General features: G+C 58.3%; 7 protein-coding genes. 6 read left to right on the top strand and 1 reads right to left on the bottom strand.

Annotation, left to right across the window (positions count from 1 at the left end):
- The first annotated feature begins 219 nt into the window (after positions 1-219).
- The 6 genes from Q4E11_RS02850 to Q4E11_RS02825 all read left to right on the top strand — a co-directional run bounded on the left by Q4E11_RS02850 (position 220) and on the right by Q4E11_RS02825 (position 6002).
- A complete protein-coding gene (locus Q4E11_RS02850; RefSeq protein WP_303163497.1) occupies positions 220-1479 on the top strand; it encodes an NRAMP family divalent metal transporter in 1260 nt (419 codons plus the stop codon).
- 152 nt (positions 1480-1631) lie between these two features.
- A complete protein-coding gene (locus Q4E11_RS02845) occupies positions 1632-2420 on the top strand; it encodes a LamB/YcsF family protein (protein ID WP_303163446.1) in 789 nt (262 codons plus the stop codon).
- 40 nt (positions 2421-2460) lie between these two features.
- Complete coding sequence (locus Q4E11_RS02840) at positions 2461-3111, top strand: allophanate hydrolase subunit 1 (RefSeq protein ID WP_303163444.1); 651 nt, start codon at positions 2461-2463, stop codon at positions 3109-3111.
- Complete coding sequence (locus tag Q4E11_RS02835; RefSeq protein WP_303163442.1) at positions 3108-3995, top strand: biotin-dependent carboxyltransferase family protein; 888 nt, start codon at positions 3108-3110, stop codon at positions 3993-3995. Before Q4E11_RS02840 ends, Q4E11_RS02835 begins: the two co-directional genes overlap by 4 nt.
- Before the next feature lie 60 nt (positions 3996-4055).
- Positions 4056-5534, top strand: a complete 1479-nt coding sequence (locus Q4E11_RS02830) for an MFS transporter (protein WP_303163495.1) — start codon at positions 4056-4058, stop codon at positions 5532-5534.
- 12 nt (positions 5535-5546) lie between these two features.
- Positions 5547-6002, top strand: a complete 456-nt coding sequence (locus Q4E11_RS02825) for a GNAT family N-acetyltransferase (RefSeq protein WP_303163441.1) — start codon at positions 5547-5549, stop codon at positions 6000-6002.
- Here the strand turns inward: Q4E11_RS02825 and Q4E11_RS02820 are convergent.
- Positions 5999-7474, bottom strand: a complete 1476-nt coding sequence (locus tag Q4E11_RS02820) for an NAD(P)(+) transhydrogenase (Re/Si-specific) subunit beta (protein ID WP_303163439.1) — start codon at positions 7472-7474, stop codon at positions 5999-6001. The two genes, Q4E11_RS02825 and Q4E11_RS02820, sit on opposite strands and share 4 nt — an antisense overlap.
- Positions 7475-7476: the final 2 nt, after the last annotated feature.

The raw sequence follows: 7476 nt of genomic DNA, 5'->3' as shown, positions 1-7476 counted from the left end.
CATACCGGGACCAGCGACTATCCCCATTATCAGGGACACTCACAAGGTAACGGGCATTGTGGTTAGAGTCGGGACGTTGGGGGTGAAATTGTTGCTCGCATTACTTAGTGATTTTTCTGTGGCGAGCGTCACGGCATACTATTCACATTGATTGTTCAACAACATTCGTGGGTATGCGCCCAACCGGGCATTGACCACAAATCGGAAAGGGCCTCGACTATACAAAAGCAAACAGCAGAGCATAAGGCTCGACGGGCAGGCCTCTTAGGCGCCATCTTTTTGATGGCTACCAGCGCCATTGGCCCTGGCTTCCTCACTCAGACCGCTACTTTTACTGCGAAGTTGGGTGCCGCCTTTGCCTTCGCCATTTTTGTGTCGGTTTTGCTTGATATCGCGATTCAGCTCAATGTCTGGCGTGTGATTGCGGTGTCGAAGATGCGAGCACAAGAACTCGGCAATGCTGTCATCCCGGGGTTGGGGTGGTTTATGAGCGTGCTCATTGTCATCGGCGGGGTGGTATTTAACATCGGCAACATCGGCGGTGCGGGTCTTGGCGCCAATGCGCTGCTGGGAGTCGATGCTCGAGTCGGTGGTATTGTCACCGCAGTTCTGGCCATCGGATTTTTCCTCTCGCGTCGAGCCGGCCTGGCCCTGGACCGCGCGCTCGTTGTGCTGGGCGTGGTGATGATTGTCGTCACCGCTATCGTGGCGGTGAAGTCCAACCCGCCAGTGGGCGATGCTCTGCGCAACATGGTTATGCCAGAAACTATCGATATGCTGGCGATTATTACTTTGGTGGGCGGTACGGTCGGCGGTTACATCACCTACGCCGGCGCCCACCGAATGCTCGACTCCGGCGCAGGCGGTGTCGAGCACCTCGCGCAGACCACGCGCTCGTCGGTGACCAGCATCATCGTCACAGCCATTATGCGGTTCCTGCTCTTCCTGGCGGTCCTCGGCGTAGTAGCAGCTGGTGCAAAGCTGAACCTGGAGGGAAATCCCGCGGCGGAGGCATTCCAATTTGTGGCAGGCGACCTGGGTATGCGCTTTTTCGGTGTCGTGCTATGGGCAGCTGGCATTTCCTCCATCGTGGGTGCGAGCTACACATCGGCTACCTTTTTGACGAAATCGTCGGCAAGCACTGCAACCTCCGCCGAACAAGGTGCTGACAGTGAGACGGAAAAGGCAGCACGAAAGCGGCAGAACACCGTTACAATCATGCTCATTGCCATCAGTACGCTGCTGTTTGGGGCGATTGGTACCGCACCGGCGACGCTATTGGTGTTTGCAGGTGCGTTTAATGGCCTGGTGCTGCCAATTGGTGTCACCGTGCTGATTTACATTGCGCTGTTTCGCAGTGACCTGCTCGGCGGCTATAAGTACCCAAAGTGGCTGGCAGCGGTTGGAATCATCGGTGTGGTCATCGCATGGTACTTGGCCTGGCGTTCGTTTGGCGGTGTCTTCGAGATGCTTGGCTAATGGGCGATACTTAACTGCTGCATTAGTTGATACATAGCGAACTGCGCACCATTGATACAGAGGGGGCGTGGGATTCGCCTTTTAGCTCCGTCGACAACCATGTCGGTGGTATAGCGAAAAAGAGAGACCCTCACAACAGGGAAGGAAAGTTCATGACGGCGATTATCGATCTCAACTCCGATTTAGGAGAGGCCTTTGGCTCGTGGTCGATGGGCAATGACTTAGCGCTGCTGGAGATTGTTACCAGTGTCAACATTGCCTGTGGCTTCCACGCCGGAGATGCTCGAGTCATGCTGGCTACTTCCCAAGCTGCCGCCAAGCGAGGTGCCCGCATTGGTGCGCATGTCGCATATCGAGACCTCGCTGGGTTTGGTCGTCGCCGGATGGACTATGCGCAAGAGGAACTCACAGCAGAGACTCTCTACCAAATTGGCGCGCTCATGGCCTGCGCCAAAGCCAGCGGCACTGAGGTCACGTACGTCAAACCGCATGGCGCACTGTACAACCGCATCGCCGTCGACGAAGAGCAGGCAGCGGCCGTTGTCTCAGCCATGAAATTGGCACAGACAACCGGGGCGATGGCGGGTAGCGCCAAGGAATTGGCCATTATGGCGCAGCCGGGCTCCGTGATCGAGCAGATCAGCCTGGCAGAAGGTCTGCCTGTAATCAGAGAGGCCTTCGCCGACCGCGCCTACAACCCCGACGGCACACTGGTCTCCCGCTCACAGGAAGGTGCCGTTGTCACCGATGCGGAAGAAGTGGTTGCTCGCGTGATTGCCATGGCCAAGGGAGAGCCGATTAAGACCATCGACGGCAGTGACTTGGTGGTTTCCGCTGACTCCATCTGCTTGCACGGCGATACACCAGGCGCAGTTGAACTGTCCTGCAAAATCCGCGATGGCCTCATCGGCGCTGGTGTCGCGCTGCGGTCACACAAGTAACGCGGGAGGTGTCACTTCTTATATGGCAGAAATACGGCCCATGGGCGAGTCAGCCCTCCTGGTTGATTTTTCCACCGCCGCCAATCCACTGGCACGAGTGCTGCGGGCACACAGTGCAGTCAAAGATTTAGCCGGTGTCATTGATGCTGTTCCCGCAGCGCAGACCCTGCTGATTCGTTTCGATGGCCCAGCTCGTGAGTACGCATCCGCAGTCAAGGATGCAGTGGAGCGCAGCAGGGCGGAAAATGTAGACGTCGAAAAGCACAAATCCGTGACCATCCCTGTGACGTACAACGGACCTGACCTGGCGTCGTTGGCACAGCAGTTGGGCATGAGTGCGGAGGCGTTGATCACCTGGCACACGCAGATGCCGTGGGTGGCGGCGTTCGGCGGTTTCGCGCCGGGCTTCTACTACCTCGTCCGCGGGGAAGGGCAGGGGTTTCCGCCCGCGCACGACGTGCCGCGCTTGACGACGCCCCGGACGCACGTGCCCAAGGGAGCAGTCGGCCTGGCTGGTCGCTTCGCCGGCGTATACCCCATTGAATCGCCTGGTGGATGGCAGTTATTGGGGCGCACGGATGTGGAGATGTGGGACCTGGGCCGTGGGGAACCGGCATTGTTGGCACCGGGAACCAGGGTGCAGTTTGTACCGGTGCGACAAGAGGTCATTAGAGCGGAGGCAGTGCAGTGAGCAGCAATGCACTAACAATTTTGCAGCCTGGTGTGCTGACAACCGTTCAAGATCTCGGGCGTGGCGGGTATGGAAGTATGGGCGTCAGTAGCTCCGGTGCATTCGACTTGGAATCAGCCACTGCGGCTAACCGAATGGTGGTCAATGACGAGTCGGCCGCTGTGCTCGAATGCGTAGCCGGTGGGTTGGAGTTTCAGCTGGACCAGGGCAGTATTGTCGCCTTTGCAGGCGCGCAAGGTCCGGTGACCATTGAGCACAAGGGCAAAAAGTTCAAGACGGCCATGAACAGTCGAATCGTGGTCGGAGCAGGTGCGATTGTGCGCATCGGCACTTTCGATACCGGCTTACGTGGCTATGTTGCAGTTCGTGGTGGCATCGACGTGGAACCGGTGTTGGGATCGCGTTCGACTGACACACTGGGCAAACTTGGCCCCGATATTGTGCGGGCAGGTCAAGTGCTAAGCGTGGGCAATCCTAAAGTTACGGCGGGTTCATCCATTGCGATCTACCCCGCGCCCCATTGGTCTAGCGAGCAGGCGAAATTGGATGTAATTCCCGGTCCACGAGCCGACTGGTTTGCCGATGATAGCGTTCATGCCTTCTTTAATCAGTCATGGGTGGTGACACAGGAGACTAACCGAGTGGGGATGCGGCTAGAGGGGGAGCCTCTGACAAGGTCAGTGACTGCTGAGCTGCCAAGTGAGGGTATGGTGCCCGGTGCGATTCAGGTGCCAACCTCTGGCCAGCCGATTATTTTTGGTCCCGACCATCCCGCCACCGGCGGCTATCCGGTCATCGGAGTGCTGACTCGGCGAGCGCTGTCGCGAGTAGGTCAGCTCGCGCCCGGGGCGAAGGTGACGTTCCGGCGTGCGCGCATGCGCTAATGCTGCTGCTTACGTGCGCGAATTGTGCACTCGGTGCAAACGCGTATAAATAGTGGAGTGATGCAACAAAACGAAGTAACTCCAGATCCGCGACGATGGCGTATTCTCGCAGTTCTTCTGACAGGCATTTTCATGGCATTGATTGCTGTGAGCATTGTCAACGTCGCGCTTCCGAGTATCCAAACAGGTCTTGATGCGCGCGACGCCGACATGCAGTGGGTACTCAGTGGCTACGCACTGAGCTTTGGCGTTGTGCTCGTGGCCGCAGGTAGAGCTGGTGACCTCCTCGGCCGAGGTGGCTTGTACATGCTGGGCATGTGCATCTACACCGCGGGCGCAATCGCCGCAGGCCTAGCTCCTAACGTTGAAATGCTCAATACTGCTCGTTTCATCATGGGCATCGGCGCAGGTCTCTTCAACCCGCAGGGTGTTGGCATGATTCAGCAGTATTTCCAGGGGCGTGAACGAGGGCTGGCCTTCGGTTATTTCGGCACGACTGTGGGCTTGGCAGTGGCCGTTGGCCCACCGCTGGGTGGTCTCCTCATTCGCCTTGGTGGCCCGGACTTGGGCTGGCGCCTGACCATGCTGCTCAACGTGCCAATCGGAATTCTGGCCATTGTGTTGGCATTCTTGTTCTTCCCGCGTCCCTACCTACGCAGATTGCGCAGAGCCGACGGCACTCCGATTGGCTTCCTCCGTACGGTCCGCGCGCTGGACCCGGTCGGTGCCTTGCTACTTGGCCTGACAGTGCTGTGCTTGATGCTGCCATTTATGGAGTCCGGCACTTCGCCACTGGTGTGGGGACTGCTGCTGGCCGCCGCCGTACTGCTATGGGTATGGGTGAAATGGGAAAAGCGCATGAAGGCCTCGTCCATTGCGCCGATGGTGGACTTGGATATTTTCCAGCTACGCCACTTCCGCAATGGCGTCATCATCGCCACCATGTGGTTTTTCGGTACTACCAGTGTCTGGGTTCTGGTCGCGCAGTACTTCCAAAATGGGCTGGGGCACTCGGCACTGGTTGCCGGTCTCATTGGACTTCCGGCGGCATTGCTCAACGCGGTGTCCGCAAACTGGGCTGGACATCACTTGGACAAGGGCGGCCGCAAGATCGTTATCGGCGGCATTATCATGTCCATTTCGGGCCTGATCCTCACCGTTGCAGTCATCATCCTGCACAGCAAGTTCGGCGTCAGCGAGTACTGGACAATCCTGACGCTGTGCTTCGTTGGCGGTGCCGGCGGTCTGGTGATTTCCCCGAATCAGGCACTCTCACTTCGCGATGTACCGCTGCAGTACGCAGGTGCCGCCGGTGCGATTTTGCAGACCGGTCAGCGCATTGGCACCTCGGTTGGCTTGGCAGTGATTTTGGCTATCGCATTTGCCGTCAAGAACGCCTCCGATTGGCAGTGGGGTGTCATCGCCGGCATGCTTTCGATTGCCACGACCTTCCTGCTCACGCTAATTGTCGCGTTCGCCGACCTGCGTGCACCAGTGCGTTCTGCGAAGTTGGAAAAGCTTGAGGACGAAGGACGCTAGTATCAGTCGTTGATGATTGAGCGCGCACACTTTACTGACCTCACCCCGACGGATGTCTACGCCATTTCGGCGCTTAGAACCGACGTGTTTTACCTAGAACAGTCATGTGCTGAGCCCGAAATGGATTGGCGAGACTTAGAGGACAGCGCGAGGCACTATCTCATCCGCGATGACAGTGATAGTCGCAAAATTATCGCCTACCTGCGTGTTATCGACACCAACGATGAATACGCAGAGCAATATCCACGTACTATCGGCCGCGTTGTAGTCGACGCCGCGGCTCGTGGCACTGGATTGGCCTCGAAACTGTTAGCCGCAGTGATTGCCGATTATCCAGATACCGGGCTGATTCTGCATGCCCAAACTCAGGCGAAGGGCGTGTACGCAAAAGCCGGCTTCCATGAGGTCGGGGAGACCTTCATGGAAGCCGGCATCCTGCACATCACAATGGTGCGCGACGGGCTTTAAGCGTTCACCTTGGATTCCGACAGGATGCGGTTCAAGGAATCGACGCTGGCCTTCGCGTCACCAATCAGCATGTCGGTGTTCTCGTTGAAGAACAGCGGGTTCTGCACGCCCGAGTAGCCCGAGCCCATCGAGCGCTTGAGTACAATCACGCGTCCCGATTCCCACACCTTCAGCACCGGCATACCGGCAATCGGGGAGCCAGGCTGCTCAGCCATCGGGTTGACTGTGTCATTTGCGCCGATGACCAGTGTGACATCAACGTCGGCGAAGTCATCGTTGACCTCATCGAGTTCCAACACAATGTCGTATGGAACCTTGGCCTCAGCCAGCAGCACATTCATGTGACCCGGCAGACGACCAGCGACTGGGTGGATACCGAAGACCACTTCCTTGCCGTCGGCACGCAAGTTGCGCACGAGATCGGCGACGGCGTACTGCGCCTGTGCCACAGCCATACCGTATCCAGGGGCGATGAGGATCTTGTCGGCACCGCGCAGAATCTCCGCGGTGTCTTCGTGGTTGACTTCGGTGTGGGAGCCTTCCACGGCGCTTGCCGACGAAGCTTCGGAGCCGAAACCGCCCAGAATAACGTTGGCGAAGGAGCGGTTCATGGCCTCACACATGATGTAGGACAGGTATGCGCCGGAGGAACCAACCAGTGCACCGGTGATGATGAGCAGGGAATTGCCCAGCATGAGACCGGTAAACGCGGCGGCCCAACCGGAGTAGGAGTTCATGATGGAGACAACCACCGGCATATCGCCACCGCCGATGGCGATGACCAGGTGCCAGCCCAGGAACAGGCCCAAAACGGTAACGCCAATCAGGCAGGCCCATGCGACTGCGCCGCCACCTGCGCCGGTTGCGATGAAGGCAACCATCAGTGCCAGAGTGACCAGCAGAATGCCCAGGTTCAGAGCGTTGCGGCCCGGCAGCAACAGCGGCGAGCCCTTGATCTTCTCCGAGAGCTTCAGGCCTGCGACGATGGAACCGGTAAAGGTGACCGCACCGATGAAGACACCGATGTAGACCTCACCCAGATGGAACTTCTGGGCATCAGCGGTGACATCCTCGGCGAAGATGTAGGAGTTGAAGCCAATGAGGATTGCGCCAAGACCAACCAGGCCATTGAACAGAGCAATCAACTGCGGCATGCCGGTCATCTCCACGCTGCGGGCGCGAGAGATACCGAAGACACCACCGATGGCGATGGCCAGCGCGATAAGAACCAGCGTGACCAGGGGTGAGCGGTGCAGCTCAGGCTTGGTGGCCGCAGTGACAATCGCCTGGAAGATGGCGACGACAACAGCGGTGGACATACCGGCAATACCGAAGGCATTGCCGCGACGTGCAGTCTCCGGCTTGGACAGACCGGACAGCGCGGCCAGGAAGAGGACTGCGGCGATAATGTAGCCGACGTTGGACAGGCGGTAGGTCCAGTCCAGAAGCGAAACGGAATCAATGCCGAACATCT

Source organism: Corynebacterium sp., from assembly GCF_030532195.1.
Taxonomy (GTDB): Bacteria; Actinomycetota; Actinomycetes; order Mycobacteriales; family Mycobacteriaceae; genus Corynebacterium.
This window is presented reverse-complemented; position numbering and strand designations above follow the sequence as displayed.